The sequence below is a fragment of the Streptomyces sp. NPDC002580 genome (assembly GCF_042889485.1).
GTDB lineage: Bacteria > Actinomycetota > Actinomycetes > Streptomycetales > Streptomycetaceae > Streptomyces.
The window spans coordinates 384,496-410,885 of the sequence record NZ_JBIAQZ010000008.1 but is presented as its reverse complement, the minus strand read 5'-3'; the positions used below and the strand labels follow the sequence as shown (position 1 = coordinate 410,885).

Sequence of the window (26,390 nt, the reverse complement as noted above, 5' to 3'; positions counted from 1 at the left end):
GCGACGGTGCGCTCGTGCACGTCGCGCCGACGGGTGCCGAGGGCCATGACGAATCCGCAACCGGGGCGGGACGCCCCCGAGGCCGCCTACGTCAGTCACGTCGGTGGCTGTCGTACCTGCCAACGGGAGTCGGGGCGCTGCCCGCAGGCCGAACGTCTGTGGCGCTTCTACCAGGAATGGCGCAACACCTACCGGGCTCGGCCGCCCGAGGAGAGCGAATGAGGCCACGGTCGCTCGGGCCCCGTCGGCTGCGTCGGTACGCGCCGGCCGCCACCGGACGGCGGCTCGTGATGCCAGGGTCACGGAGGGCTGTGGGAGGATCCCACCTCGGCCGAGTCGAGGCGTGCAGACGCGCCATGAGGGTGGAGAGGTGCCATGCGACGCTCCGCGCGGATGTCCGCCGCTGAGGTGTCCCGAACCGGTGTGTCCCGGACCGGACCGACCGGGGGTCCCGTGGCGCTGGTGCCGTGTCGCGCCGGCGGTCCGGGCGCGGGTCCGGCGCGCGCCGCCGTGCTGATCCTGCACGGCGGCATGGCCGACAGCGCGGACCCGTCACGTCCGTGGCATGCCGCGCGCGTGCGCATGCGGCCCTTCGTGCGCGCGGTGACCCGGGCCCTGCCCGGCGAGGACGTGTTCGTCGGGCAGGTGCGCTTCCGCCACAGGGGATGGAACGGCACGGACGCCGACCCCGTCACCGATGTCCGGCGGGCGCTCGGCGAACTGGCCGACCTGGTGGGAGAGGTTCCGGTCGTGCTGGTGGGTCATTCGATGGGGGGCCGCGCCGCCCTGAGCGCCGCGGCCGCTCCCCAGGTCCGGGCCGTGGTGGCACTGGCCCCCTGGTGTCCGGAAGGTGAGCCGGTGGCCCACCTCCGGGACAAGCGGGTCGTCGTGCTGCACGGCGACCGGGACCGGGTCACCGATCCCGCCGCCTCCTTCGCCCTCGTCCGAAGGGCCGGGGACGCCGGCTCCGCCGCGAGCGCCGTGCGGGTCGAGGGCGGTGACCACGCCATGCTCCGTCGCGCGCTCACCTGGCACCGGGCCACGGCCTCGACGGTCGCCGAACTGGTGAACCAACTCGACAGCGGCCTCGGACCGCTCCCCGCCGGAGGGCCGGGAAGCGAACCCGACGTTCTCTAGAACGCGGTCGGATCCAGCCGGTCGTCGGGGTCCGGGCCGGCCGAGAAGCCGCGGCGAGGGCCGCCCGTCAGCCGTGCGGCGGAGGCGGGAAGCGGTGCGCCCGTCGAGGGATCCCAGCTGAGGATCCACTCGAAGTCGCGTTGCAGCCGACGGGCTTCGCTTCGGACGAGCGTCGGTATGTCGCCGCGTTCGGAGATCAGTTGGGCATAGATCGGCGCATCGTGCACGTGGGGATCCTCGACTCGCTCTCGTGGTCTTCCGTGTCTCGAAGGTAGGGCCGGGAGCCGTTCCCAGTGGTCATCCCGCCGGCTCGGCCACAACCGGTCACGCTGTGACCATCGGGCGCCCTCGATGTCGAACGGGATGTCAGGGAAAGCCAGTTCCGCATGCACTTTCGACCGGTCCCGGGAAGGCCGGCCCGGGGCGACGGTCCCGGGGCGGGAGTCCCTGGTGGACCGTCCGGTGTCGGGCGGCGAAGACCGGCGCGACGTGCGGGTGTCGGGTCCGGGCGGAATCGCGAACGCCCTCAACGGAGTTGCCCGGCCGTCGTTTCGCGTACGGGGTGTGCCCTCACCGTCGCCGTATGAGACGGTGCGATGAAGGTCACGAAAATGTATCGGACATCTGGGACGTGGATCTTCACACAGGGTGCACAACATGGCTAAGTTGGCGACCAGGCCGCCCGATTCCCTCCGGCGAAGCCCGCCGGGCGGCGCGGCCTCCGCCGAGTCCTGTCTGTCCCTGTGGCAGCCGGAGCCGGGGACCCACCGAACTTGGGGTGAATCGGTCCGACTGCCTTACGGGGCAGGGACCGTAGGGCATACCTTCCGGAATCGTCCGCCCGAACCCGACAGCTAACCCGGTAGGCGGATGACGGAAGGAGTACCTCTCCCATGGCGCCGGAACGCACCCCGCCCACCCCGGGCACCAACCTGCCGAGCGTGCGGGACACCGACTCCGCGATGGCCTTGGCCCGCGAGTCGATGTCCGCCGAGGCGCCGGCCGGGCGCGAGGAGCCCAGCGGGGAGGAAGTCCGCCGACGGCTCTCGTCGCTCTACGACCATGCGGAGAACGCGACCGGCAACTTCAACGGGACCCGCGCTCTGGCGAACAGTGGCCGCAGGTCCGAACGCCGAGGTGGCGGCCAGGGGCGCGGGGACACCGATCCCGCGCAGGCCGACCTGATGAGGCAGTGGTTCGACGGAGCGCGCACCCGGCGAGGCCCCTCGCTGCCGGCCGTGCTGCCCGCCGACAGACAGCCGAGCCCCGGCCGGGACACGGCCCGCCCGGCGGCGGGCGGGAGCCGTCCGGCGGACGGCCCGACGACGTATCAGGTGGAGCGGGCCGCCCGCCCCGTGGCCGAGCTGACCGCGGCACCGGCGCGAGAGCTGACCGCGGGTCCGGCTCCCGAACCGACCGCACGCCCCGTCCTGGAACTCACCGCCGGTTCGGCGAACGGGATGACGGCCGGACGCGCCCCGGCCCCGGCACCCCCCGAGGCAGCGGTCCGCGCGGCGTCGCCCGCGGCGTCCGCCCCGGCCGCGGAGGCGCAGACGTCCCCGCTGAAGGTCAAGAAGGACAGTGCCCGGCGCAAGCTGGCCGTGGCACAGGAACTGATGTCGAGACACCAGGCACAGCAGAACCTGCCGGCCGTGCCGGCCCCGGCGATCGAGTACCAGCCGATGGCGGAGGGGCCCCGGCTCACCTCCTTCGAGACGGCGCCCCTGCCCCCTTGGGCCGCGCCCGCCCGCACGCCGTTCGCGCCGGGCCCGCAGCTCACGGCGTTCGAATCGGCGCCCCTGCCCACGGTGTTCCCGCCCGCCCCGTTCGAGCAGGCCCCCGTGCTCCCGTCGTTCGCACCGACCCCCGCGCCCCCGGCCTTCGAGTCGGCGCAGTCGCCGACCGCGTTCCCGCCGCCGGCGTTCGAGTCGGCGCCGCTGCCCACCGTGTTCCCGCCCGCCCCGGCGGCGTTCGAGTCGGCACCGCTGCCGACAGCGTTCCCTCCGGCGCCGGCACTCCCGTCGTTCGCGCCGGGTGCCGCACCCGTCGCGTTCGAGTCGGCGCCCCTGCCGACCGCGTTCCCGCCCGCCCCCGTGCTCCCGTCGTTCGCGCCCGCACCGGTCGAGGCGCCGCAGGTCGATGAGGCGTGGCGGCAGTCGTGGCCCGCCGGGAGCGGTGGCTCGTGGCCCGCGGCCGCGGCCCCCGCGCCCGCCGCCCCCGAGCCCGGGTTCGACATCGACCGCCTCACCCGTGCGGGTGCCGGTACCGGTGGCGGCATCGTCGGTGGTGCCGCTGTCGCCGCGCCACCGGTCGTCGCGCACGACAGTCGGGCCGCGCAGGCGGTCGCCTTCGCCCGTGCCCAGATCGGCATGCCGTGCGTGTGGGGCGCCTCGGGACCGGGCTCGTACGACCCGTCCGGGCTCACCCAGGCCGCCTGGAAGAGTGCCGGGGTGATGCTGCCCCGCGCGACCGGGGATCAGTCGCGGTTCGGCCCCGCCGTCGCCCTGTCCGATATCCAGCCGGGGGACCTGGTCTTCTTCCACGGCAACGTGAGCCACGTCGGTCTCTACATCGGTGACGGCGTGATGGTCCACGCCCCGAGCCCCGGTGCGCGGATCGCGGAGGAGTCGGTCCACTACGCCGGACAGGGGACGATCCACAGCGTCGTACGGCCCGCCTGAGACCCGGCCCGCCTGAGACCCGGCCCGCCCGAAAGCCGGTCCGGTCGGTTCGGTACGCCCGGCCCGGTCGGTCCGGGCGTACCGCGGCGGCGCTCCGTCAGAACTCGCTGTCGATCCCCGTGACGGCGGCCGGTCCCAGCGGGGCGTCGTCCTCGGACAGGCCGCTGTCGCGGAGCGCGCCGGAGACGAGCCGGACGGCTTCCGCCTCGGCGCTCCTGCGGTCCGCCGCCTCGACCTCGAGCCGGACGGAGAACGTGTTGTTCTCGCCGACGGTCAGCAGGCTCAGATCCTCGCTCTCGCCCAGATCCGTGTTCTGCGGGTCCTGAGGGCGAAGCCTGCGCTCCACGTCGGCACGGGAGGCGTCCGGGAGGCCGTGGACGAACGTCCCGGGGACGGTGATGACGTAGGTGGTCACAGGAACTCCTTGCGTGAGCGCCACCGCGGGCGTGAGGTGCGGTCGGCTGCGTGATCGCCCGTGTACCCCGCATTGTGCCGGGCACCCGGATCTTCTTCGCGTCGAGGCACGGCCCCAGCGCCCTCCGTGTCGGTGACCACGGTGCCCTCGCCGAGGAAGGGCGACCTCGGTCGCCCCCACCACCTTGCCGGAAGCCTGCTCGCGGTCGCTCGCTCCCACCGCCTCGCCCATGGACCACCGCCGCATGACGCCGTCCGGGTGATGCCATCAAGCGTCAGCCCGTCAGCCCGTCAGGGCGTCAGGGCGTGAGCCGGTGACCGCCTGAGCTCACGGACTGCCTGAGCCCGCGAGCCCGTCGCCATCGTTCGGCGCCGTCCGCGAGGAGTCCCCGCCGCCGGTTCACGCCGACACCGGACGGTTCCTTCCGCGACCCGCGCCGGAAACCGGCGACCGGACCCCGCCCGCGGATGTCTGCCCCGTCTCCCTCCCGCCGCGGCTCACAGCGGGAGGATCACCAGCGCCGTGTCGTCGGTGGCTCCGCCGGGCGGGAGCAGATCGGACAGGAGGGCGTCGGCGAGGGCGTCGGGCGCCGCCTCCCGGTGCTGGATCAGGGCGTCTGCCAGGCGCCCGAGACCGACGTCGATGTCTTCGCTGCGGCGTTCGATCAGACCGTCGGTGTACAGGACCAGGGTGTCACCCGCGGCGAATTCCGTGGTGGCCTCGGGGCGGGGAACGTGCTCCGGTCGGGCCCCGAGCGGCGGGTCGGTCGCCCGGTCCAGGAACTCCACCCTCCCGTCGCGGCGCAGGAGAGCGGGCGGGAGGTGCCCGGCGCTGCTGTAGACGATGGTGTGACCGTCCCAGTCGATGCGGGCCGTCACCGCCGTGGTGGATTCGGCCCCTTCGACGGAACGCGCGTACAGGCCCAGTACCTCAAGTGCCCGCGCCGGACCGCCGGCGCCCCGCGACGCTGCGCTGAGGGCGCTGCGCAACTGGCCCATGACGCAGGCGGCGGCCAGCCCGTGGCCCACGACGTCCCCCACGGCCACCGCCATCCGGTCGCCGGGCAGGGCCACCAGGTCGTACCAGTCGCCGCACACGTTCAGCGCACTCGTCGCCGGCCGGTACCGTACGGCGGCGTGGTGGGTCCCCACCTGGTGCGGTGAGGGCAGCAGCGCGTCCTGGAGGGCGACGGCCACCTCCCGTTCGCGGGCGTGGGCCCGCCGCAGGCGTTCGTTCACCTCCTGCAGCTCCCGGGCCCGGGTGTACAACTCGGCCTCCATGACGGGGGCCGCCCGGTCTCCGTCCGCGGGCTCGCCGCGGGCGCGGATGAGTTCGGTGACCTCCTCCACCCGATGGACCAGCAGCACCACGGTGCCGTCCGCGTCCAGGACGGGCGCGTTGATCGGGCTCCAGTACCGCTTCTGCCAGACCCCCGGCCTGTCCAAGGACTCGACGTCGTAGCGCTGAAGGGCCATCGCGTCGCGCTCCCCGGTCTCCACCACACGGCGCAGGGACGCCTCCAGGTTCCGCATCCCGTCGGAGGCGGGATCGTCCGGCCGGTCGGGGAACACGTCGAAGAGGTAGCGGCCGATCAGCTGGTCACGGGAGCGGCCCGAGTTGCTCACGTAGTCCTCGTTCGCGTCCACGAAGACCATCTGCGGGGTGAGGAGCGCGACCATGCCGGGCAGGGCGTGGAACACGCCGCCGTAGTCGATCTCCGCTCCCGCCACCTCTGCACCCGCCTCACGTCGTGGCCCTGGTCGTGCCCACGGTGGAAGCGGCGGAGCATCCGACCCTGCCCCACCCGCCCACGTCGTGGTCAGGGCCCGGGCAAGGGGCCCGCGTCCGGTGCAGTCTTCTCATCAGGCCACCGGACCACGGCGGGTGCAACCGCTGGGGAACGGAGCCGCCCCGACCCGCCAGGCGTCTCCGGTGTGAAGTGGCCTTCCGGTGCTCCCGAAGCGGCCTCGGACCGTTGCTCCATACGGTGTTGATGTGAATTCGAGAGACGTTTGAACACACCGGGATCCGCGTGCGTATAGGGCTGGGGGATTTCCATGTCGAGCCGACCACGACGCGTAGGAGCACCACCTTGGGACGCAACACGCGCAGACGCCCAACGGGCGCACGCCGCGCGACCTCTGCAGCTTTCGCACTGATACTGGGCGGAGGCGGACTCGTAGGCATCAATGTCTACGCATCGGCGACCGAGACCGGGGCGGGTGACCCGATGGGGGCGCGCCTGCTGTCCGCAGGCTCCGCCACCATCGACTGCCCTGACGTCGGCGACCAGTTGAAGACGGTCCCGGACGCCGCGAAGGGGGAGGTCGACAAGGAACTCGCTGACCTGGACCAGCAGATCGCCGAGGCGTACCGCCAACTCCAGGCGAAAGCCGACCAGATGCAGCAGAGCGGCGACAGCGGCGCCGACGCCGTCATGAATCCGCTGAAGGAGAAGCGGTCCGAGTCGATCGGCCGCATCGTGGCCGCCATCGACGCCGCCGGCGATCCGCCGAGCGGTCTCGACGGGTTCGCTGCCTGCACGCTGCGTCCTTCCGGCAACCAGCCCGGCACCGGGGCAGACAACGGCCAGAGCGCCGCGCCGCAGGACCAGAACGGCGCGTCGCAGAGCGCCGGCGCGCCCCAGGACCAGGGCGGCCAGCAGGGCGGCGCCGCTCCGGCGGGCAACGGCCCTGTGGTCGCCGACTACGCGGACATCAAGTCCGTCCAGCCCAACGTGCAGAACCCGCAGCCTCAAGGGGACGCCTCCCGGGGCCAGTTCGTCTCGAGCTGCGGCGTGAACGCGAACGGCCTGTTCAACTCGGACAACGTGATCGTGGCTCCCGGTGTCACCAACGGCGCCCACCACTTCCACGACTACATCGGCAACCAGTCCAACACCGCGTTCGCCAGTGACGACGACCTGGCCAAGGCCGACACCTCCTGCGAGGACAAGGGCGACAAGTCCACGTACTACTGGCCCGTGGTGCGGCTCCAGAACGGGAAGCAGGAGCGGGACGCGGGTGCCCCCGGCGGCGGGACCGAGGGCAACGCCGGTCAGATCGTCACGCCCAAGCAGGTCACGCTGACCTTCGTCGGCAGCCCGCGCAGCAAGGTCACGGCGATGCCCCGCCTGCTGCGCATCATCACCGGTGACGCCAAGGCCTTCGTCAACGGGCCCGCGAACGCCAACGCCTCCTGGAGCTGTACCGGGTTCGAGGACCGGCAGCTGAAGGACAAGTACCCGATCTGCCCGCAGGGCAGCGACGTGGTGCGCACCTTCAAGTTCCAGAGCTGCTGGGACGGCGCGAACATCGACAGCGCCAACCACCGTACCCACGTGGCCTTCGCGGACGCCCAGGGCAACTGCCCGGGCACCTTCAAGGCCATCCCGCAGCTGGTGCAGCGCATCGTCTACGACGTCGACGCGCCGAGTCTGCAGGACGGCGGCCGCACGTCGCCGCTGTTCGCGTTGGACTCCTTCCCCGAGAACCTGCACAAGCCGGTCACGGACCACGGCGACTTCATCAACGTCTTCGACGACGACCTCATGAAGGACATGGTCGACTGCATCAACGGCGGCAAGAAGTGCGGCGCGGGCGCCGGTGGCGGAGGCGGAGGCGGGCAGCAGGAGGACCCGCCGGCCACCGACGAGCCGTCGGAGAGCGCCGAGCCGAACCCGTCGGAGGCGGCTCCGAACCCCTCCGAGGCGGACCCGAACCCGTCCGAGGCGGCTCCGGATCCGTCCGAGGCGGACCCGGCCCCCTCCGAGAACCCCTCCGAGGAGCCGGCTCCGACCGCGGACGACCCGTCCGACGGCAAGGGCGGGCAGGACTCCGGTGACAAGGGCGACAAGGGCGACAAGGGCGACGACCAGACGGACGAGCCCTCGGAGGAAGCGCCGGGCACCGAGCCGGCCGGAGACGACACGGCTCCTGCCACGGTGGAGCCCAAGGCCGACGTGACCGAGTCACAGGGGACCGAGGACGACGGCCAGGGCGCCGAGGTGGGGACACCCGCGCAGACGGAGCCCCCGGCCACTTCGGGGATCGAACCGCAGGCGGTCGGTACCGGCAACCTCGCCGAGACCGGGGCGAACCTGTGGCCGGGCGTGATCGGCGGGATCTTCGTCCTCTCCGGCCTGTTCGTGCTCTACCGGATCCGGCGCGCCTACGGGTGACCCGGACGCGTGGTGCTGATGACTCCCGACGGACGAGCCCTGACGGGGGAATCCCGACGGACGAGCCCTGACGGGGGAATCCCGACGGACGAGCCCTGACGGGGGAATCCCGACGGAGGAGCCCTGACGGACGCATTCCGGAGGAGCAGTTTTGAGGGGGCTCGTGGCCTGTGCGAACAGGCCACGAGCCCCCTCGGCCGTTCTCGGGCGGCGATCTCGACCAGCGGTGTGCGCCGATTCACAGCATGCTGGTGGAAGACGCGATCATGTCGTCCACATTGGGGAAGGCGAAGCTCCATGGACGCATCAGAGCAGGCACCGGATGACCGGCCCCTCGACCTGTACCTCGAAATGCTCCGCCTGCGTATGGCTCCGGCGGACTACGCGCTCTTGCTGCGCATGGTCGAGCCCGTACTCGAAGCGATCAGGGAGGAGAGGGTGGGATCGATCGAACTGTGTCTGGACGGCGCGGAACCCGACAGTGTCCCGCAGGAAGTCCGTGACGAGGCGTCTCTCGTGGTCGCCGTGGCCGTCACGGGACGCCTGGACAACCGGATCGTCGAGCTGGAGACCGAGGAGATCGGTGTCGTCAGGGTCGTCACGGACTCGGGCACCGCGGACGATCCCGCGCGGTGCAGGGAGATCGCCGACTTCATCGGTGAGCGGCACCGTCAGGACGAGGAACTGCGCGGCATCGCCGAGGCGAGCGGTCTTCCCACCGATGTGTGACCGGGGCCCGTAGCGCTCCCCGCCCCGCCGCACAGTCGTGCCGCGCCATGACGCTCGCCCCGTAGGGGCGTCTCGCGTCCCGCCGCGGACCGCCCGCTCGGCGCACCGTCGACGCGAACCGTCGTCCGGCCCGCGCCGCCCGAACGCGCCCCGCGGTGTCCCGTACAGGACACCGCACAGGCGGAGAACCCGGCTCGGACGGCTGCCGAGGCGCCGATGACGCCCCCGGCCCCCGGGCGGCCGGCGATCATGGTCATGAGGCCGGGAAAGATGGCGTAGGGTTGAGTTCAACGACGCGGGGTGGAGCAGCTCGGTAGCTCGCTGGGCTCATAACCCAGAGGTCGCAGGTTCAAATCCTGTCCCCGCTACTCGAAGACGAAGAGGCCGACATCATCTGATGCCGGCCTCTTCGCCGTGCGGCGGACGCCTGTCGGGGCGGTCCGGCAGAATGCCCGCATGACGACGATCCCGACCGGCGCCGAGCGTGTCGCGGCCGCCGCCCGGTCCCGCAGCGGCAGGGGATTCGCGCTGATCGCCGTCGACGGCATGGGCGGCTCGGGCAAGTCGACCCTCGCCGCGGCCGTGGCGGCTCTCGGTGGCGCCGTGGTCGTGCACGGAGACGACTTCTACCGTCCGATGGACGCGGGCGAACGCGCCGGACTGACCCCCGCCCAGGGCTACGACCGCTACTTCGACTGGCAGCGGCTGCGCGACGAGGTGCTCACCCCGCTCACCACCGGTCGTGACGCGGCCTACCGACCCTACGACTGGCCGAGCGGGGCCCTCGCCACGGACCGCACCCACACCGTCGCGCGGAACGGCCTCGTTCTCGTCGAGGGTGTCTACACGGCACGGCCCGAACTCGCCGACCACTACGACCTGGTCGTCTACGTCGAGACTCCGCCGGACGAGTCCATGCGGCGGCTTCGTGCCCGCGGCGACGACCACGGTCCCATCGACTGGGAGGCCCGCTGGCGGCTGGCCGAGGAGCACTACCTGACCACGACCCGCCCCCGCGAGCGGGCCGACCTGGTGATCCCCGGCCACTGAGTCCGCCCGAGCGGCGCGCGGTGTCCCACCGGGGCGGGCGCCCCGGTCACCCCGGGCAACCGTGCCCCGGGGCCGGTCACGGTCGCGGCAGACGTACGGTGGTGCCGTCGAAGCGGATGAGCGGCGCCGCGTCCCGAACGCCGCCGCACGGGTCGGGACGGCCCGGGACGAGCGTGTGGTCGGCCATGGTCAAGGCGTGCTCGACCCGGCAGACGACGGAGCCGGCGGTGGCAGCCGGCGGGCCCGGGCTCTCAGCGGGGTCGCTCGGCCATCACGACCAGGCCCGGCCCCGTCAGCTCATCGGCGGGGAGCCGAAGTTCGGCCACCGGACGCAGTCCGGCCCGCTCGATGAGGTCCACCAGCTGATCCGGCTGCCATTGGTGGGTCGTCCAGCGAACCGGCACACCGCCGTAGGCCTCGGTGCGCAGCGCGTCCTCGTCGCCCACGTGCGTCGCGGTGATGAAGTGTCCGCCCGGCTTCAGGGCGCGCGCGAACATGGCGAGAACCTGCGGAAGGACGTCACGGGGCAGGTTGAACAGCGACCACCACCCGAGCACCCCGCCGAGGGACGCCTCCGCCAGGTCGAGTTCGGTGGCGGAGGCGACATCGAAGCGGCATTCCGGATGAAGCCGGCGCGCGTTCTCGATCATGCGGGGGGACAGATCGACCCCGGACACGTCCAGTCCGCGTTCGGCGAGGTAGGCGGTCACCGTGCCGGGTCCGCAGCCGACGTCGAGGACGGGACCGAGGTCGCCCACGGTGGCGGCGAACGCGTCGATCGAAGCCCGCAGCCAGGGGTGCCCCTTGTGGATGTCGCCGAACCCCGTCGTCACCACCATGTGGACGTAGTTGTCGGCCACGCGGTCGTAGGAGTCACGGACCACGTCGAGATCGGACGGACGGTCGATGGGGTGGGTGCGCATCGGCCAACCGTAGGACCACGCCACGGCCCGCCGGTGACTTCGCGCCATTCCGGCTGCCGCCGGTACACGCGGCGACGCGACCCGGCAGGCGGCCGGGTCGCCGTGCCCCCGGCGGGCAAGGTCCTGGTCGCCTCGGCGCGTCCCGGGCTTCCCCTGGGTCCGTTGCCCGCCTCCCGGCACCGGGAGGCGGCCGTCGTCCGGGAGGACGGGGTCGCCTTCGACCGGGAGGAACCGGTGACAGGGGTGTGCTGCGTGGCCGTGCCGCTGAAGGGGCCCGACGGTGTCACGGTGGCGGCGCCGTCGGCCGTCACCGACTCCGCGCACCGGCTGGACCGTCTCGCGGACATCGTCCGGCGTGCCGGACGGACCGTCGGCGCGGGGCTGCGGATCCGCTGACGGCGCGCGACCGGCCGACGGCCCCCGACAGCAAGGCGGGCACGCCCTTCGGCGACAAAAAAGCACCGCCTCCGGTATGACCGGAGGCGGTGCCTGTGGAGCGCCGGGCAGGCCTTGCACCTGCATTTCCCCGCAGGAAGCGGGGCGTCTTTCCTTGGACCACCAACGCCGGGCTCGACACCGGGTTTTCGGTGCGGGCTCAAGATCCAGCATATCAGCTGTCCGGGCCGCCGGGTGTCGCGCCGCGCCGGGCCGAAACCCGCACGGTCAAACGGAGGATTTGGCTGCTGTTTAGGCGGCGGTGGCGTGGATTGTCGGCCAATAACCGCGCGGGCCCTCGGCCTTCGCCGCCCGCCGCCGTCGGGGTCCCCGTGGCCGGAAGGCGCGGGTGCCGGTGCCGCGCCGTCGCGCACCGGCGGGCTCGGCGGTTGCCTCGTGCAACCGGCGCCGGGGGATCACCGCGCCGGGCGGCATGGACCGGTGATACGGGTGTGTGCGCAGGTGGCGTACACCGGAGGGGGTGTCTCGCGCGACACCCGGGCGCCGGGGAGGCTGCGCGGCCGGGAACGGGAACGGGGCCCGGGCGCCCTCACGGGCGACCGGTCGGGTGTCGGCCGGACCCGGTCCCGCCGGGACGGTCATGACCCGTCGTCCTCCGGCCAGAACCGGCTGCCCCGGCCCCCGGTTCCGTTCCGTAGGGCCCTTGTCGCTGTCGGTGGCCGGTGATTAGGCTCCGGCTCACTTTCGCACTTCGTACACATTTTCTGCACTTGCGGGCCGCCCGGACGGGCCGGTCCGTCGGTTCCTGGCGTGTCACGCGGCCTCCTCGACCAGGAGCGTCGCCGACCGGCACGGGAAGCACGGGGGAGGTGGAGATGGACGACGAGTGTGCCGTGCCGCGGCCGGCCACGGGCTCCGACGGCGAACGGGGGAGACGCGCCGCCCCCACCACCCGGCCACCCGCCGGCCCCGCCCGGCGCGACGCGCGGCTGCTGTGGCTGACCAACGCGGTCGACGGACTCGGCACACAGACCTCGGGCGTCGTGTTCCCCCTGCTGCTCCTGCACCTGGGACACGGCCCCGCGGTGGCAGGCGCGTTCGCCGCCGGCGCGGCGCTCACGGGCCTCGCCCTCGGGCCGCTCGTCGCCGTCCCCGCCGACCGGGGCCACCGGCGGCGCATCATGATCGCCTCCGCGGTGCTGGCCGCCGCGGCGATGGCGGGCCTCGCGGTCGCCGCGGCCCAGGGACGCCCCCCGTTACGGATCCTCGTGGCCCTCGCCCTCGCCGAGCGGCTGTGCGCGGTGACCTACGAGGCCGCCGCGCGCGGGGCCCTCGCCCATCTCGTCACCGGACCGGACGAGTTGCCGCGGCTCGCGGCCGGGATCCAGACGGGGGACCAGGTCGCCCTGGTCGCCGGCCCCGCCCTCGGCGGCGTGCTCTTCCAACTCGCCCGGCCCCTGCCCTTCGTGGCCGACACACTGTCGTACGCCGTCACGGCCCTGGGCGTCCGCGCGATCCGCACCCCCGTCGACGAACCGCGCGGGGAACGCGGCCCTGGTGGCCCCGGCCTCCTCGGGACACTGCGCGCGCTCCCCGGTGACGTCGGAGCCGGACTCGCCCTCGTCGGACGCTCCGCCGTGCTGCGGCTCGTCGTCACCTGGACCGCGGTGGCGAGCGGAGTGGTGACCCTGCTGTCCTTCACCGCCCTGTTCGTGCTCGGCGCGGACGGCGGCACGGCCTCCACCGGCCTGGTGCTGGCGGCCTCGGGAGCCGCGGGACTGCTCGGCTCGTTGTTGTCGGTGCGGGTCGTGAGACGGTTCGGCCCGCGCCGGGCCCTCGTCACGGCCACCTGGCTGCTGATCGTCCCGACCGCCGCGCTCACCGGTGCCGATGGCCCGTGGGCGTACGGAGCGGCCTTCGCCGCGCTGTGCGTCCTGGTGCCGGTCGTCACCGTCGTCCTGTCCAGCGCCGCCGTCGCCGCCGTCCCGCGCACGGCGCAGTCGCGGGCCGGCGCCGCCATCGGGTCCGCGGCCGCGCTCGCCGCGGCCGGCGCGCCGGCCGTCGCCGCGGCCCTGGTCACCGAAGTGGGGCCCCGGGCACCGGCGTCGCTGTGCGTCGTGGCGCTGGCCGCGCTCGCCGCGTACACCCACGTCGCCGCCCGCCGGACGTTCCCCCCGGCCCCGGCCGGGACGACCCACCGGCCCCGTCGCGCGACCGGACCCCTCGCGGCGAAGGAGCGGCGGCCATGACCGATCCGTACCAGGTCTTCCGCGGCTCCCTGCCGGACGTCTGCCCGAGCGACCCGGCGCGCATGGTGTTCGCCGGTGACGCCGAGGGGCGGTGCGAGGTGTTCACCTGGGACGCGGGCACCCGCACCGCCCGGCAGGTCACCGACCGCGCCGACGGGACGGCGCACTGCGCGATCGACACCGACGCCTACGTGTGGTGGTTCGAGGACGACGCCGAAGGCAGCGGCCGCTGGTGGTTCCGGGCGTTCGACGGCGGACCGCGGCTGCCCGGCCTGCCCGGCGCGCCCGCCGGACAGCCGCGCGGTCTGGCCATCGCGCCGGACGGAACGGTCGCCGCGGCCGTCGCCGACTCCGAGGCCACGACCCTGCTGGTCGGCCGCCGCGGGCGCGCCGCACGCACCCTGCTGCGCACGCCCGTCCCGTTCCGGCTCGCCGGCGTCAGCGCGGACGGCGGCCTGCTGGCCGTCGCGACAGCGCCGGGGGACGCCGCGGCCGTCACCGTCCTGACGCCGTGGGGCGACACGGTGGCCGTGCTCCCGGGACAAGGCACGGAACCCGCCCTTCCGGGAGACGGCGACCCGGCCCCGACCACCGCGGCGGACAGCGCCTCCGCCCGCTCCACGACCCCGCCGACACCGGCTCCGTCCGGAAGCGGACGCGCGCCCGCCGCACCCGGACCCGACGAGACCGCCCGCTCCGCCGGGCGGAGCGCGACGGGACGGCTGTGGTGCCTGGGATTCTCCCCCCGGCCGGGAGAGCCGGAGCTGCTGCTCGTGCGCGAGACCGGGCACCGCTACGTCCTGGCGACCTGGACGCCCACGGGCGGCGAACGAGCCCACGCGTGGTGCTCCTTCGACACCGAGATCACCGCCCGCTGGTACCCCGACGGCCGCGCGGTGCTGGTCCGGCAGGAACGGCACGGCCGCTCCCTGCTGCACCGCGTCGAACCCCGCACCCGGCGCCGCACCCTCCTGCGCACCCCGACGGGCAGTCTGCTCGACGCCGCGCCCCGTCCGGGCGGGGCCCTGCACTACGTGTGGACCGACACCGCGCATCCGCCCGTGGCACACGCCACCGACGCGACCCCGCTGCCACCGGCCGGCCCCGCCGCCGTCGTGCCCGGCCGGCACACCGACCTGTGGACGCCGGTCCCCGACGGCCGGGTCCACGCCCTGCTCAGCCTGCCGGAGCGGCACACGGCCGTACCGCCGCCGGCCGTCTTCCTCGTCCACGGGGGACCCGCCGACCACGACCGGGACGCCTACGACGCCACCGTGCACTCCCTCGTCGCCTCCGGCTACGCCGTGGTCCGCGTCAACTACCGCGGCTCCACCGGCTACGGGCCGACCTGGCGAGGGGCCTTCACGGACGGCGTCGGACACACCCAGGTGCGGGACCTCGCCGCCGTCCGCGCCCAACTCGTACGGCGCCGCCTGATCACCGGGGACGCCACCGCGCTGTGGGGCGTGTCGTGGGGCGCCTACCTGGTCCTGCTCGCGCTCGGTACCAGCCCCGGCCTCTGGCGGGCCGGCGTCGCCGTCAAGCCCGTCGCGGACTGGGTCGCCGCCCACCGCTCGACCACCCCCGCGCTCCGCGCCCTGGACGTACGGCTGTTCGGCGGCACCCCCGAGGAGATGCCCGAACGCTACGCGCGAAGCTCGCCCCTCACCTACGCCGCGGAGGTCGTCGCGCCGCTGCTCGTGGTGGGCGCCACGAAGGACACCAAGTGCCCGCCCGGACAGATCCGCGGCTACCTCGACGCCCTGGAACGGGCGGGGGTGACGCACGAGGCGATGTGGCTGGACACCGGCCACGACGGCTACGACGGCGCCGCCCATGTGTCCGTGCTGCGCCGGGCCCTGGGCTTCCTGCACACCCACCTGCCCGCCGGACACCGGACGGCGGGCCCACAGCGTCCCCCGGCACGGATCGGGGGATCCCGGTCCCACTGACGCACCAGTGGGACCGGGCCACGCACAGCACCGCCTACCGAAGGAGGAACCACCGTGCAGAAGGACATCATCCACAACGACCCGCTCGCGGGCGACGAGGAGAACCGCAAGCCGGGCATCGGCATCACCATCACCATCCCGTTCCGCAACGCCGAAGAGGGCGGGGACGACGAAGAGTGACCCACCGCCCGGCCGGCCCGTGGTCCGCCACGGGCCGGCCGGGCTCCCCTCCCGTGTCCCGCGCCCTCACAAGGAGTCGTCCGTGCGCGTGCTTCTGGTCAACATGCCCTGGTCGCCCATCGACCTGCCCTCACTGGCCCTCGGCATCCTCAAACGCAGCGTCGACGAGCGGGTGCCCGGCGCCACCTGCGAAGTGCTGCACGCCAACCTGGAGTTCACGGACTGGATCACCAGCCGCACCGAGTTCACGGCCGAGGACTACGAGTACTACGCGCTGTCGTCCTACTTCCTCGGCTGCGGCGACTGGGTCTTCTCCTCGGCGCTGTACGACGACCCCGGCTGGAAGGACGCCGAGTTCGCCGAGGTCATGCGGGGCAAACTGCGCAAGTCCCGGATGCGGATGACCCGTCGACTGCACGAGCAGGTACCCGAGTTCGTCGCCGACATCGCCCGCCGCGTGGTCGAGGCCGAGCCCGACGTGGTCGGCTTCACCTCCACCTTCCAGCAGAACACCGCGGCACTGGCCGCGGCCCGCCAGGTCAAGCGGCTCGCCCCGCACGTCATCACGGTCATGGGCGGCGCCAACTGCGACGCGGAGCAGGGCGCTTCGGTCCACCGCAACTTCCCCTTCGTCGACTACGTCGTGCGCGGCGAGGGCGAACGGGCCTTCCCCCAGCTGCTGGCCGCACTCCAGGACGAGAAACCCGAACCGGCCGCCGTCGCGGGACTGTGCCACCGCACCGCCGACGGGATCTCCGTCGCCAACCCGATGCCGAGCGGCCCGCTGCCGCCCGCCGCGATCCTTCCCCCGGACTACAGCGGCTACTTCGAACGCCTCGCGGCGTCCGTGGCGCGCAACTGGGTCGAGCCCAAACTCGTCGTCGAGGGAGCCCGCGGCTGCTGGTGGGGCGAGAAGCACCACTGCACGTTCTGCGGACTCAACGGCTCCTTCATGGAGTTCCGCAGCAAGAGCCCCGACGTCTTCTACGACGAGATCATGGACCTGGCGACCCGGCACCGCGTGCTGGACATGTACGTCGTCGACAACATCCTCGACATGCGCTATCTCAACACCGTCCTGCCCCGCATCATCGACAGCGGCCACGACCTGCGCATGCACATCGAGATCAAGGCCAACATGCGCCGCTCGCAGCTCCAGGTCCTCGCCGACGCCGGGCTCATCTACGTCCAGCCGGGCATCGAGAGTCTCAACAGCCGTGTGCTCGACCTGATGGACAAGGGCGTCAGCGGCTGCCAGAACGTCCGGATGCTCCGCGACGCCGCCGAGACGGGCCTGTCCGTGTCATGGAACTACCTGCACGGATTCCCCGGCGAGACGGCGGAGGACTACGAGCCCGTCATCCGCCAGCTTCCGGCCCTGGAACACCTCAACCCGCCCGTCGACCTGTCGGCGCGCATCGCCATCGAGCGTTTCAGCCCCTACTTCAAGCAGCCCGAACTGGGCTTCACCGGCCTGCGCCCCGAGGAGCACTACCGCTTCACCTACGACCTGCCCGAGGCCGAACTGTACGACCTCGCCTACGTCTTCGAGGCACCCGCGCGCGGGATCACCGAGGAGACCGTCGGCAGGCTCAACGACGGGATCGCGGCGTGGAAGAAGCGCCATGTGGACGCGCGCCTGACCCACACCGATCTCGGCGACCGGATCGTGCTGGTCAGCCGGCGGGAGCGGTTCGACTGGCGGACCCTGTGCCTCACCGACCCCTGCGAGATCGCCGCCTTCCGTCTCCTGGACCAGCCCCACACCGCCTCGGCCCTCCTGCGCAAACTGAACGACGGCACGCCCGGTGGTCCGGACCTCACCGACGCCGACGTCCGGTCCCTGCTGGACTCCTGGGTCGAGCGGGGCCTGGTGTTCACGGACGCCGGGAGCTACGTCCACCTCGCCCCGGCGGCCGTCAACCAGGACCTGCTCCGGCTGGACTACATGGCGCACACGCACCGGCGCCCCCGCTCCGAGGAGCCCGCCACCCCCAGCCCCGCGCAGCGCGACCGCCCGGCACCGGAGCCCTCGCCCGCCCTCTCCTGACGGTCCACGGCGGCCCCGCGCCGCCACCGACCGGAACCCGACGACCCCCATGACCCCGACGGAGACCGCACACGATGACAACGCAGACCGCATCGAACCCGGCCGTGCGGGCGTGGCGCGACCACGACGCCGAGGCCCGCCTGCTGCCCGGCATGTCGTTCGGGCGGGTCCCGATCCCGTTCGGGGCCGCCGACGCCGACCGCCTCTGGGAGATGGGCGCACGGCTCGTCGAACTGGAGGAGCCGGTCGATCTGGCCGCCGGGAGTACCGCCGGACAGCGCCGGGCCGTGGACCTGCTCTGCCTGATCCGCGACCTGACCGCACGGGCCGTCCAGGTCGACTGGGACCTGCGCCTGCCGGCCGAGGGCAGCGCCGAACACTGGAAGCTGCTCTCCCATCTGCACCCGCCCCGCCGCGTCACCGGTCTCACCGACGGCGACGAGGCCCTGCACGCCTGGCGGACCCGTCACTACCTGTGCAAGCTGGTGTGGCGTCAGGGCCCCGGTTTCGTACAGATCCGCGACCGGCGCTGGGGCGATCTGCGCCGCTTCACCGCCGACGAGCCGCACTACAGGGAGGCCATCGCCCTCCTGGACCGAGGGACGGAACGAACCGCCGTACCCGCCGACGTGCTCGCCGACTTCACCGCCGAACATCTGGTCCTGCGGGTGGGAGAGTTGGTGTGGTGGCTGCCGTACCGCGTCTCCCGGTGGCTGCAGGAGGCCATGGCCGTCTGAGCGGGGGGAGGGCGTGGCGCTTGCGGTGCCGGTGGGCGGCGCGGCAGGGTGCGGGTCGTGCCTACTCTGCTGATCGTGCATCACACGCCCTCGCCCAACTGCCAGGCCATGTTCGAGGCCGTCCTCTCCGGTGCCACGGCACCCGAGATCGAGGGTGTCCGGGTGGTGCGGCGGGCGGCGCTCGACGCGACCGCCTCGGACGTACTCGCCGCGGACGGCTACGTGCTCGGGACCCCGGCGAACCTCGGCTACCTGTCGGGCGCTCTCAAGCACTTCTTCGACCAGGTCTACTACCCGTGCCTGGACACGACGGCGGGGCGCCCCTTCGGCTCCTACGTGCACGGCGGCAACGACGTCACGGGGGCGGCACGGGCCCTCGAGTCGATCACGACGGGCCTCGGCTGGCGGCGGGCGGCCGAGGCCGTGGAGGTGACCGGAGAGCCGGGCAAGGCCGACCTCGAGGCGTGCTGGGAACTCGGCGCGACCCTCGCCGCAGGGCTGGTGGCCTGACCCCGTCGGAGCCGGGAGCGGCGCGGGACCGCACCGCTACGGTCCGGTGTCCGGGGCGAAGGTCCGGGCGAGGTGGGCCGTGAGTCCCGCGGCCGTCGGAGGACGGAGACGGGCGCCGACGTACCCGTCCGGGCGGATCAGGAAGGCCGTCGCCCCGTCGGAGAGTCCGTAGAGCCGGGCGAACTCGCCGCTCGTGTCCACGTACGACGGCGGGCCGGCGGCCTCCGGGGCGGTCCCGGCGGGCAGGATCACGCACGTGTCCACCCGTCCGCCCGAGAACTCGCGCGCCGCGTCGGCGAGTTGTTCCGCGAGGTCGCCGCCGCCGTACACCAGCAGCACATGTCCGCGATCCCGCAGGACGTCGTACAGGCGCAGCCGATGGGTGGCGATGTGCGTCGACAGGCCCGCGCAGTCCGGTGCCCGGTCGCCCGGCTGGGGCCCGGGCCCCTCGGACGCCGCGTCCACGAGCGGGCTGCCGCGGTAGCCGACGAGGAGCTGGGCCTCGCGCAGCATCAGGGTCCCCGGATCGGCCGGGTCCGCCGGCATGCCCTGGGTGGCGTGCCGGACCGTGCGTGCCACGACTTCCTCACCGACCGGCCGCCGCTCGGCGTCGTAACTCGCCGCCAGACCGGGGTGCGCGCCGCCCTCGAGGGCGAGGGCGAGCTTCCAGGCCAGGTTCCAGGCGTCCTGGATACCGGTGTTCATGCCCTGGGCCCCGGTCGGGGGGTGGATGTGCGCCGCGTCCCCGGCGACGAACACCCTGCCGTGACCGTACCGGTCGACGATCCGGTGGCTGATGCGGAACACCGAGGACCAGCGCAGCGCCGAGGCCTTCGTGGGGCGCGGGGACAGCCGGTCCAGCACCGCCTGGATGTCGGACAGCGCGGGCGCGTGCCCGCCCTCCAGACCGTGCGCGACCTCGTCGGCGGGCGCGTCCCCCCGCGCCGCCGCGGAGAGTTCGGGCGGCACCTTCATCGACATCCGGTACCGTCCCCGGCCCGGCAGCGGGATGCACACCAGCAGGTCGTCCACCTCGCCCGCGGCGTCCAGGTGCGTGGCGCGGACGCCGTACCCCCGCGGCAGGTCCCAGTCCACCTCCACGTCGCCGAGCATGTACTCCTCGGGGAACGCGCTGCCCTCGAAGGTGAGGCCCAACCGCTTGCGCACCACGCTGTGCGCGCCGTCGCACCCCACCAGGTACCGGGCCCGCACCTCCTCCTCGGCGCCGGATGCCGACCGCAGCGCGACCGTCACACCGTCCGCGTCCTGGTCGAACGAGACCAGTTCGGTGCCCCGTTCGATCGCGGTCCCGAACCGCGCGAGGAACGTGTCGAGGATGCGCTCCGTCTCGTACTGCGGCAGGGCGGCGAACCCGTACGGGACCTCGGGCGGCAGGAAGAGGTCGATCCGGGCCTGTTCGACACCGTTCACGTACGCCAGCTGTCCGAGCATCGGCACCGCCGCCTCCAGCGCGGCGCGCGCCAGCCCCATGCGGTCCCACACCTCCAGGGTGCGCGGCTGGATGCCCACCGCCTTGGCGTACGGCAGGCGGGCCGGAAGCCGGTCGACGATACGGCAGCGCACCCCGCGTCTGCGCAGTTCCGCGGCGGCGGTGAGGCCCACCGGGCCGCCGCCCGCGACCACCACGTCGGTTCCGAAGGTGCGTGCCACGGGCGCCTCCCTGCGTACGCCCCCCTGTACCGGGTCGATCTCCCTCCATCGTGGCGGCGGGGAGACCGGCCGCGCCACTCGATCACGACGGCGGGGCCTCCCGCGGAGCGTCGGGCGGAACGGATCACCGGATGCGAACGGGGCAGGCGGAAGCCACGATGGACCGTGAGGGGAGGGGCATCGGGCCTCGCCCTGGACAGCCACGGGAGGTGCGCGGTGGCAGGCGCCGAGCCGGGCGGCAGGACGGGCAGCATCTTCTTCGGGTTCGCGCCATGGATCATCTTCGACGTGGTGGCGAGCCCCAGCACCTGGGAGTACGCGGCGCTGGCGGCCCTGGTGGCATCGGTCGTGCTCAACGTCGGCGACATCCGCCGGGGCCGGCCGAAGATCCTGGAGGTGACGGGGATCGTCTTCTTCGCCGTCCTCAGCTTGCTGGCGCTCGTGGTGGACCGGCACGAGCTCATCTGGCTGGAGACGTACGCGCAGGTGGTGGCGAACGGGCTGATCGCGGTGGTGGCCCTCGGCTCCCTCGCCTTCGATCCGTTCACGGCGCAGTACGCGCGTGAGACGACGCCGCGCGCTTACTGGGAGTCGCCCGCGTTCCGGCACATCAACCGGGTCCTCACGGCGGTCTGGGGTGTCGTCTTCGTGGCGATCGCCGTACTCGGCCTGCTCGCCATCCACACCGACGGGTCCTCCGACTGGCTGAACTGGGTCCTCCCCGTGGCTCTGCTGGTCCTCGCCGTCCGGTTCACCGAGCGCTATCCGGACCGGTACACCGCACGCGGGGCCGACGGACGCGCCGCCGTCTGATCTCCTCCGGAGTTCGACCGGCCGATCGAGCCCCCGGCTCCCCGCCGTCCGGCGCGGAGCCCGCTCAGCGCCGGACCGGAGGGGGCGATCCGTCGGACCGCGGCCGGGGGTGGCCGTTCAGCGGCCGGTGCGGGAGGTGGACGTGGTGGGAGGCGGTGCGTTCGAGGATCAGGAAGGCGGCGTCGTCCCCGGGCTGGTCGCCGATGTGACGGACGAGGTCGTCGTGGATCCGGCGGAGCAGGGCGTCGGGTCCGGAGGGGGGAAACGAGGCGACCCGCTCGGCCAGCGGGTAGAACTCCCCCTCCGGCGAGCGGGCCTCGATCACACCGTCGGTGCAGAGGAGCAGGAAGTCGCCGGTCTCGAAGGCGAACGGGTCGGTGTGGTGGTCGGCGGCGGGCAGTTCGCACAGGCCCAGCGGAGGCACGGGGTGTCGTGCGTGCAGCACGGTGACCTCGTGGTCGCGCAGCAGCAGCGGCGGCGGATGGCCGCAGTTGATCATCTCGGCCGGGGTGCCGTCGTCGGGGATGTCGAGAACGAGCGCGGTGATGAAGTGCTCGCCCGGGTCGTACCGGGTGTCGGCCACCTCGTCCAGGTCCCGGCACACGCTCACCTCCAGGGCCGCCGTCAGTTCCGGCAGCGTGCCGTAGCGGTGGGCGCCCTCGCGGAAGGCGCCCAGCACCACCGAGGCCTCACCGATGGAGGCCAGTCCGTGACCTCGTACGTCCCCGATGATGACGCGGGTCGAGGAGTCGGCGGAGCGGGTGACCGCGAACAGGTCGCCGCCGATCTGGGTGTCGTCCTCGGCGGCCAGATACAGCCAGGCCACCCGCAGCGGACCGATCCGGCGGGGCGGCGGCCGCAGCAGGACCCGCTGCGCGGTCTCGGCCACCGACCGGGCGCGCACCAGCTCCCGCGCCCGGCGCTCCCGGACATGGCACACGAACACCACCAGGGCGGTGAGTACCACCAGCGCGATGAGCTGGGCGATGTGGTTGGTGGTGCCGATCCCGCCGTGCAGGACGGCGATGACCACCTGGGCCGCCACGGCCAGGATCCCGACCAGGGCTGTCAGCAACGGCCCGGAGAGCGAGGCGGTGAGGGTCGGCGCGATGACCAGCAGCGGCCCCAGGTGGACGTCCGTGGGGGACCGGACGTCCACCACGGTGATCACGACGATCAACGCCAGCGGGATCGCCACCAGACCGCGGCCCGGCGGTTGCTCCACGAGACGGTCCACTGAAACGCGCCGGTTGCCCACGTGCCCCATTTTGTACCTGTTTCTGCGGCTGTGGGGTCCGGGCGGCATCGGCCACGGTGTGTGCCACACGCGAACGCCGTGCGCTGGGTGAGCCCCACCGGAGCGGCCCCGGGCCGGTGTGCCGGCGTGCGACGCCGTGTCACCGGCGGGCGGGTGTCAGTTCCACAGCGGGTACGTGACCGTGTGCGCGTATCCCTCCGGCCGGTCGCCGGTGTAGACCAGCGTCATCTGCGAGTAGTGCCGCACCTGCGGCTTCTTCTTCCACGGCTGGGACTGGTCCAGCAGGACGACGACCGGATACGCGTGGAACTTCCCCGCCGCGCAGTACGGCTTGCAGTCGTTCACCAGGTTCACGCCCTCGGCCACCGCGGAGTTCTGGTTCCAGTGCGACCAATGGAGCGAGACGAGGCGGCTGTTGCCGTCGCCGCAGGCCAGGATGAAGTTCGCGGGCTTCACCTCGGGGTGCCAGAAGCAGTCGACGAGTACGGGCGTCGTCGGCCGCGGCTTCACGGTCGGCGAGGCCGGAGGAGCGGCGGAGGCGGTTCCCATGACGGCGGCGAGCGACGCGGCCGCGCAGAGGGTGATCGCTGTTCTCACTGAATTTCTGCGCATATCTGCTCCGTGCGGGACGCTCTGCGATGGGTGATCAGCGTTTCGCTTCTGCCTCGACGCTACGGCCCCGAAACGGGATGCACCACTCATACGGATTAACGACATCATTTCGTGAGAAGTGGCCCGGCGGGAACCGCACCGGACGCCGGCCGACCCGGTCACCGGACCCCGGCGGGCACCGCGCCACTAGAATTCTTCCGTGACGAACGGATCCGGGCCGCTGCGCGGGCGCCGTCCGGGAAGCCCGGACACCCGGGCCGCGATCCTGGACGTCGCACGGCGCCGCTTCCTCGAGGACGGCTACCACGCCGTGACCCTGCGGTCCGTAGCGGCCGAGGCCGAGGTCGACATCGCCCTGATCAGTTACTACTTCGGTTCGAAGAAGGGGCTGTTCGGGGCCGCTCTGGCGCTGGGCGCGAACCCGGCCGAGGTGCTCGCGCGCGTCGTCGAGGAGGGAGACCTCAGGACGCTTCCCGAACGGGTCGTCCGTCAGGTCGTCGACGTCTGGGACGATCCCGTGACGGGGCCGCCCCTGATCGCGATGCTGAAGAGCGCGATCGACGACGACTCGGTCGGTCAATTGGTCAGACAGGCGATCGGGCGCGAGATCGTGGACCGGATCGCGAGCCTCGTCCCGGGACGCTCCGCCCGGCAGCGCGCCGCCTCGTTCACCACCGTGATCGCCGGACTGATCGTCACGCGCCACTTGCTGCGCATGGAGCCGATCGCCTCCATGACGGCTGACGAGGTGGTCCGTTTCGTGAGCCCGCAGGTGCGGCAGGCGCTGCGCGGTCCCGGTCGCCCGGCGGCGAGCGCCGGCCCGGCACCGCCCGCCTGACCCTCCCCGCCCCAGGGCCCCGGCGGACACCGACACCGACACCGGCACCGGCGCCGACGAGGGGTCCCTCGCCGCCCGCCGCCCGCCGCTTGCGGTCGTACGGGGAAGTGGGGGGGGGGGCGGGGAGGCGGGCCGGGGACAGGGAACGAGGCGGTTCGTCCGCCGGGTCACGGCCGCGGACGACAACGCCGGAACCGGCGTCTCGCACGGGGCGGGACGCCGGTTCCGGTGCCTTCAGAGGTACGAGGCCTGCTTCTCGGCATCGACGGGACGCGGCACCTCGTGGTCGTCGTCCGACGTTTCCGGCAGCGGAGCGGAACGCAGCAGCAGGGCGACCGCGACGGCGGCGAGCAGGGCGGCCCCGGCGGCGCCCAGAAGTGCGAGGTGCATGCCGTCGACGAAGGCGGTCGTCGCCGTGTCGGACACCGGGCCGCCGATGGCGTGGGCGGCGGCGAGGGAGGAGCGCGCCGCGTCCGCCAGGTGGTCCGGCAGCCCCGGCAGGCTCAGGTGATCGCGGTAGGCGGCGCTGAGCAGGCTGCCGAGAACAGCGATCCCCAGCGCACCGCCGAGCTCGCGCGCCAGGTCGTTCATGGCGGAACCGATGTTCTGCAGCGAACGCGGCAGAGCGTCCGTGATGGACGTCGTGGCCGGTGTCATGGCGAGACCCATCCCCGCGCCCAGCGGCACGAGACCGGTGGCGATGAGCCAGTACGGGCTGGACGCGTCGAGCCGTGAGAGCACTCCCATCCCCGCCGCGACACCGGCCAGGCCGGCCACCCAGGGCCCCCGGAAGCCGAACCGGGCCGTCAGGGCGGGGGCGGCACGGGAGACCGGCACCATGGTCACGGCCATCGGCAGCATCGCGGTGGCCGCCATCAAGGCGCTGTCGCCACGCACCAGTTGCAGGTACTGCATCATCACGAAGATGAACCCGAAGAACACGAAGAACTGAAGCATGATCGACAGCGAGCCCGCGGAGAAGTGGCGGTTGCGGAACAGCCGGGGGTCCAACAGCGGGTGCTCCCGGCGCAGTTCGAACAGGACGAATCCGATCAGCACTGCCAGGCCGAGGGCGATCTCCGCGAGCGTCACCGGGTCGGCCCACCCGCGGGTCGGGGCCTCGATCACCGAGTGGACGAGCGCGACCAGGCCCACCACGGAGAGGACCGCGCCGCCGACATCGAGCCGCGGCTGCCGCGGTTCCGCGGACTCGGGCACGAAGAGCAGCGTGCCGACGAGGGCGACCAGGGCCAGCGTGACGTTCAGCAGGAACACCGAGCGCCACGACCACCCTTCCAGGAGCGCTCCGGTGGCGAACAGGCCCACCAGGGCGCTGGCCCCGGCGACGGCGGCCCAGACGCTGACGGCCTGCGCGCGCTGGGCCCGCGGGAAGGTACTGGTGATCGTCGACAGCGTGGCGGGCATGACCAGCGCCGCGCCCACGCCGAGGACACCGCGCAGGGCGATGAGTGTGGAGGGTTCGGTCGTCAGCGCGGCGGCGGCCGATCCGGCCCCGAACAGCGCCAGTCCCGCGAGCAGCGCCCGCCGGCGCCCGAAGCGGTCGCCGAGGGCGCCGGCGGGCAGCAGCAGCGACGCGAAGACGAGGCTGTAGGAGTCGATGATCCAGGACAGCTGCGTCTGCGTCGCGTGCGTCTCGCGGGCGAGATCGGGGAGCGCGACGTTGAGCGAGGCCATGGCGGCGACGACCGTGCCGAGGGCGAGGCAGGTGACCACCAGGATCAGCCGGTGACGTGCGGCCGGCGCGGAACCGGCGGCAGGGGCGCGCGTGGAGGGCATGGTGCTGTCCTTCGTCCGAGCGGTCCGGGGGGATCCCGGCGCCTGGCTCCAGAGTCGGGAGTCCGTCGGATGATTTCCATGCCGATGAATTAGCGGTACGCCCCGGCGGCCGGCCGTCAGGGGCCGTGCCCGGGCGCGGCCCCTCGCGGTCGAACGAGGTAAATGTGCTGTTCAAAGGACTGGATTGGCCGAGCCCGTGGCTGGTCGGAGGC

The 26,390-nt window shown here is 73.1% G+C and carries 23 protein-coding genes, 1 tRNA gene and 1 riboswitch; of the genes, 16 read left to right on the top strand and 8 right to left on the bottom strand.

Translation table 11 applies throughout. From position 1 onward, the window contains the following. Positions 1–45 precede the first annotated feature (45 nt). Both ACFYW7_RS25655 and ACFYW7_RS25650 read left to right on the top strand, forming a co-directional pair. On the top strand, positions 46–222 hold the full coding sequence (locus tag ACFYW7_RS25655) for a hypothetical protein (protein WP_389506259.1): 177 nt from the start codon (positions 46–48) through the stop codon (positions 220–222). Between the two features lie 240 nt (positions 223–462). Next, positions 463–1,137, top strand: a complete 675-nt coding sequence (locus ACFYW7_RS25650) for an alpha/beta hydrolase (protein WP_389506257.1) — start codon at positions 463–465, stop codon at positions 1,135–1,137. On the opposite strand, the gene ACFYW7_RS25645 is transcribed toward ACFYW7_RS25650, so the two are convergent. Further along, a complete protein-coding gene (locus ACFYW7_RS25645) occupies positions 1,134–1,364 on the bottom strand; it encodes a hypothetical protein (RefSeq protein WP_389506255.1) in 231 nt (76 codons plus the stop codon). The two genes, ACFYW7_RS25650 and ACFYW7_RS25645, sit on opposite strands and share 4 nt — an antisense overlap. 485 nt (positions 1,365–1,849) lie before the next feature. Continuing rightward, positions 1,850–2,022, top strand: a riboswitch (cyclic di-AMP (ydaO/yuaA leader). An 8-nt stretch (positions 2,023–2,030) separates the two neighbouring features. Between ACFYW7_RS25645 and ACFYW7_RS25640 the strand changes: the two genes are divergently transcribed. Then, positions 2,031–3,818, top strand: a complete 1,788-nt coding sequence (locus ACFYW7_RS25640; RefSeq protein ID WP_389506253.1) for an NlpC/P60 family protein — start codon at positions 2,031–2,033, stop codon at positions 3,816–3,818. Positions 3,819–3,915: 97 nt separating this feature from the next. Here ACFYW7_RS25640 and ACFYW7_RS25635 read toward each other — a convergent pair whose 3' ends face one another. Further along, the gene (locus tag ACFYW7_RS25635; RefSeq protein ID WP_389506251.1) at positions 3,916–4,233 is read right to left on the bottom strand and encodes a hypothetical protein; all 318 of its coding nucleotides are present in this window, start codon (positions 4,231–4,233) and stop codon (positions 3,916–3,918) included. Between the two features lie 497 nt (positions 4,234–4,730). Further along, positions 4,731–5,963 carry a SpoIIE family protein phosphatase gene (locus ACFYW7_RS25630; RefSeq protein WP_389506249.1) on the bottom strand — a complete coding sequence of 411 codons (1,233 nt, stop codon included), beginning with the start codon at positions 5,961–5,963 and terminating at the stop codon, positions 4,731–4,733. A 500-nt stretch (positions 5,964–6,463) separates the two neighbouring features. Between ACFYW7_RS25630 and ACFYW7_RS25625 the strand changes: the two genes are divergently transcribed. From ACFYW7_RS25625 to ACFYW7_RS25610, 4 genes are all read left to right on the top strand, one after another. After that, positions 6,464–8,413 (top strand): DUF1996 domain-containing protein, encoded by a 1,950-nt coding sequence (locus tag ACFYW7_RS25625; protein ID WP_389506247.1) that lies wholly within the window; start codon positions 6,464–6,466, stop codon positions 8,411–8,413. Positions 8,414–8,710: 297 nt separating this feature from the next. After that, the gene (locus tag ACFYW7_RS25620) at positions 8,711–9,142 is read left to right on the top strand and encodes a hypothetical protein (protein WP_389506245.1); all 432 of its coding nucleotides are present in this window, start codon (positions 8,711–8,713) and stop codon (positions 9,140–9,142) included. Between the two features lie 294 nt (positions 9,143–9,436). Continuing rightward, positions 9,437–9,510: transfer RNA gene (locus tag ACFYW7_RS25615), tRNA-Met, on the top strand. 88 nt (positions 9,511–9,598) lie between these two features. Beyond that, positions 9,599–10,192, top strand: a complete 594-nt coding sequence (locus tag ACFYW7_RS25610) for a uridine kinase (protein ID WP_389506243.1) — start codon at positions 9,599–9,601, stop codon at positions 10,190–10,192. A gap of 251 nt (positions 10,193–10,443) precedes the next feature. Here the strand turns inward: ACFYW7_RS25610 and ACFYW7_RS25605 are convergent, their stop codons facing one another. Beyond that, positions 10,444–11,115 carry a class I SAM-dependent methyltransferase gene (locus ACFYW7_RS25605; protein ID WP_389506241.1) on the bottom strand — a complete coding sequence of 224 codons (672 nt, stop codon included), beginning with the start codon at positions 11,113–11,115 and terminating at the stop codon, positions 10,444–10,446. A 33-nt stretch (positions 11,116–11,148) separates the two neighbouring features. Between ACFYW7_RS25605 and ACFYW7_RS25600 the strand changes: the two genes are divergently transcribed. The 7 genes from ACFYW7_RS25600 (at position 11,149) to ACFYW7_RS25570 (ending at position 19,189) form a co-directional block, all read left to right on the top strand. Beyond that, on the top strand, positions 11,149–11,511 hold the full coding sequence (locus tag ACFYW7_RS25600; RefSeq protein ID WP_389506239.1) for an IclR family transcriptional regulator C-terminal domain-containing protein: 363 nt from the start codon (positions 11,149–11,151) through the stop codon (positions 11,509–11,511). A gap of 875 nt (positions 11,512–12,386) precedes the next feature. Beyond that, positions 12,387–13,760, top strand: a complete 1,374-nt coding sequence (locus ACFYW7_RS25595) for an MFS transporter (RefSeq protein ID WP_389506237.1) — start codon at positions 12,387–12,389, stop codon at positions 13,758–13,760. Beyond that, the gene (locus ACFYW7_RS25590; RefSeq protein WP_389506235.1) at positions 13,757–15,712 is read left to right on the top strand and encodes an alpha/beta fold hydrolase; all 1,956 of its coding nucleotides are present in this window, start codon (positions 13,757–13,759) and stop codon (positions 15,710–15,712) included. Before ACFYW7_RS25595 ends, ACFYW7_RS25590 begins: the two co-directional genes overlap by 4 nt. 54 nt (positions 15,713–15,766) lie before the next feature. Continuing rightward, the gene (locus ACFYW7_RS25585; protein ID WP_389506233.1) at positions 15,767–15,892 is read left to right on the top strand and encodes a hypothetical protein; all 126 of its coding nucleotides are present in this window, start codon (positions 15,767–15,769) and stop codon (positions 15,890–15,892) included. An 82-nt stretch (positions 15,893–15,974) separates the two neighbouring features. Continuing rightward, on the top strand, positions 15,975–17,942 hold the full coding sequence (locus ACFYW7_RS25580) for a RiPP maturation radical SAM C-methyltransferase (protein ID WP_389506231.1): 1,968 nt from the start codon (positions 15,975–15,977) through the stop codon (positions 17,940–17,942). A gap of 74 nt (positions 17,943–18,016) precedes the next feature. Next, a complete protein-coding gene (locus ACFYW7_RS25575; protein WP_389506229.1) occupies positions 18,017–18,679 on the top strand; it encodes a DUF5825 family protein in 663 nt (220 codons plus the stop codon). 57 nt (positions 18,680–18,736) lie between these two features. Beyond that, the gene (locus ACFYW7_RS25570) at positions 18,737–19,189 is read left to right on the top strand and encodes a flavodoxin family protein (protein WP_389506226.1); all 453 of its coding nucleotides are present in this window, start codon (positions 18,737–18,739) and stop codon (positions 19,187–19,189) included. Positions 19,190–19,225: 36 nt separating this feature from the next. On the opposite strand, the gene ACFYW7_RS25565 is transcribed toward ACFYW7_RS25570, so the two are convergent. Further along, complete coding sequence (locus ACFYW7_RS25565) at positions 19,226–20,860, bottom strand: FAD-dependent monooxygenase (protein ID WP_389506224.1); 1,635 nt, start codon at positions 20,858–20,860, stop codon at positions 19,226–19,228. Positions 20,861–21,076: 216 nt separating this feature from the next. Between ACFYW7_RS25565 and ACFYW7_RS25560 the strand changes: the two genes are divergently transcribed. After that, the gene (locus ACFYW7_RS25560; protein ID WP_389506222.1) at positions 21,077–21,673 is read left to right on the top strand and encodes a hypothetical protein; all 597 of its coding nucleotides are present in this window, start codon (positions 21,077–21,079) and stop codon (positions 21,671–21,673) included. A 64-nt stretch (positions 21,674–21,737) separates the two neighbouring features. On the opposite strand, the gene ACFYW7_RS25555 is transcribed toward ACFYW7_RS25560, so the two are convergent. Both ACFYW7_RS25555 and ACFYW7_RS25550 read right to left on the bottom strand, forming a co-directional pair. Next, positions 21,738–22,898: a PP2C family protein-serine/threonine phosphatase gene (locus ACFYW7_RS25555; protein WP_389506220.1), complete on the bottom strand. Its 1,161-nt coding sequence runs from the start codon at positions 22,896–22,898 to the stop codon at positions 21,738–21,740. Between the two features lie 189 nt (positions 22,899–23,087). Then, positions 23,088–23,543 carry a hypothetical protein gene (locus ACFYW7_RS25550; protein WP_389506218.1) on the bottom strand — a complete coding sequence of 152 codons (456 nt, stop codon included), beginning with the start codon at positions 23,541–23,543 and terminating at the stop codon, positions 23,088–23,090. 199 nt (positions 23,544–23,742) lie between these two features. Between ACFYW7_RS25550 and ACFYW7_RS25545 the strand changes: the two genes are divergently transcribed. Further along, positions 23,743–24,381 (top strand): TetR family transcriptional regulator, encoded by a 639-nt coding sequence (locus ACFYW7_RS25545; RefSeq protein WP_389506216.1) that lies wholly within the window; start codon positions 23,743–23,745, stop codon positions 24,379–24,381. 234 nt (positions 24,382–24,615) lie between these two features. On the opposite strand, the gene ACFYW7_RS25540 is transcribed toward ACFYW7_RS25545, so the two are convergent. Beyond that, positions 24,616–26,178: an MFS transporter gene (locus ACFYW7_RS25540; RefSeq protein WP_389506214.1), complete on the bottom strand. Its 1,563-nt coding sequence runs from the start codon at positions 26,176–26,178 to the stop codon at positions 24,616–24,618. Between the last annotated feature and the right edge of the window lie 212 nt (positions 26,179–26,390).